Source organism: Actinosynnema sp. NPDC023658, assembly GCF_040639995.1.
In the GTDB taxonomy this organism is placed as follows: Bacteria; Actinomycetota; Actinomycetes; order Mycobacteriales; family Pseudonocardiaceae; genus Actinosynnema.
The window spans coordinates 1-1,429 of the sequence record NZ_JBFAAX010001270.1; the positions used below are offsets into that span (position 1 = coordinate 1).

The window sequence follows — 1,429 nt, forward strand, 5'->3', positions numbered from 1 at the left end:
GGTAATGCTTCATCACCATCTGAACGGGACTCCTGTCCACCCGAATCGTCAGGATCCAAGTGTGTCTGGTGTCCAACATCTGGGGTCAAGTCCCGTCTAAGCACCGAGGGTGACCTGTCCATGCGCCAAGTCATCGCGCACGGAGACAGACAGAGCGGCGCGATACGTCTCCTCAACGCTCACATCCGCGGCGTGGTTTCCCTCGACGGAGCGGAGATCACCAACGACAGCGGTCCTGCTGTGTTCGCTGACGGTTTGCGTACCGACAGCACCCTGTTCTTGAACCGAGCCACCATGTCGGGCGTCGGAGAGAAGGGAGCGGTATGCCTGCTCAGCGCCCATATCGGCGGCCCCGCTGAACTCCGCCACACGAAGATCACCAACCACAGCGGACCCGCCCTGCACGCCGACCGCCTGCGCACCGACAGCACCCTGTTTCTGAACGGCGCCACCATTCGCGGTGCCCACAAACACGGCGCCTTACGGTTGCCCGGTGCTCACATCGGCGGACAACTCAACATGGTGGACACCCAGGTGGTCAACGACTTCGGGTTGCTGATGACCCTGAACGAGGTGACGGTAAAAGGGAAGTTGATCTTTCCTGCTACCGCGGTCTGCCCACACGGGCAACCGGAGTCGGGGACCCGAACCTGTCCGGATGCCAACCGTCAGATGGCGGTACGCGATCTGACGTTCCCCCGCCTTGACGATGCGACGTGGCAGCAGTGGTTACACCTACTGGTCCACCACACCGCTGTCTACCGGTCACAGCCGTTCCAACAACTGGCCTCGGTGGAGCGAGCCGCCGGGCACGACGGCAGCGCCCGCCAGATCCTCATCACCCAGCAGGACGATCTGCGCCGTCGCACCCCTCAAGTCCTCGGAGGACGACTGGGGCAGCGACGACACCAACTGTGGGGATGGCTGGGCCGCTACGGCTACCGCGCCCACCGCCTCGTCGTCGCCTTGTTCGTGGTTCTGGCTCTGTCCGGCGGCATGGCTTACCTCGCCGGGCAAGTACCTACCCGCCTCGGTCACCACGCTGCGGAACGCGTCACCACTCCCGCCGCCACTCCGGCCATCGGCCCAGGAGTACCTTGCTCGACCGCCGAACTGCTCGGCCTGGGCATCGACCGCGGCCTCCCTATCGGAACCACCGGCCTGCGTGCCCGCTGCGACCTGGACACCACCACCCAACTCGGTCAAGCCTTCACCTACGCACTATGGGCGCTCCAAGCCATGCTCTGGGCCCTGGCCACTCTCGCCGCTGCCGCCTACACCGGGCTGGTCCGTAAACCCACCTGATCTTGGCGCTGCTCGACGTTGTACCTGCCGAGAACTCCATCCATGCAGGTGGAGGCGGTATAAGAGCTCTGAGGCGCTCCGGTTGTGGTGGAGGCTTCATTCCTTGAGAGGATGGAGTCATGGC

1 protein-coding gene is annotated in these 1,429 nt (G+C 64.2%); it reads left to right on the plus strand.

What is annotated here, in order from left to right:
- Positions 1–120: 120 nt before the first annotated feature.
- The gene (locus AB0G02_RS40170) at positions 121–1,305 is read left to right on the plus strand and encodes a hypothetical protein (RefSeq protein WP_360805778.1); all 1,185 of its coding nucleotides are present in this window, start codon (positions 121–123) and stop codon (positions 1,303–1,305) included.
- Positions 1,306–1,429 lie beyond the last annotated feature (124 nt).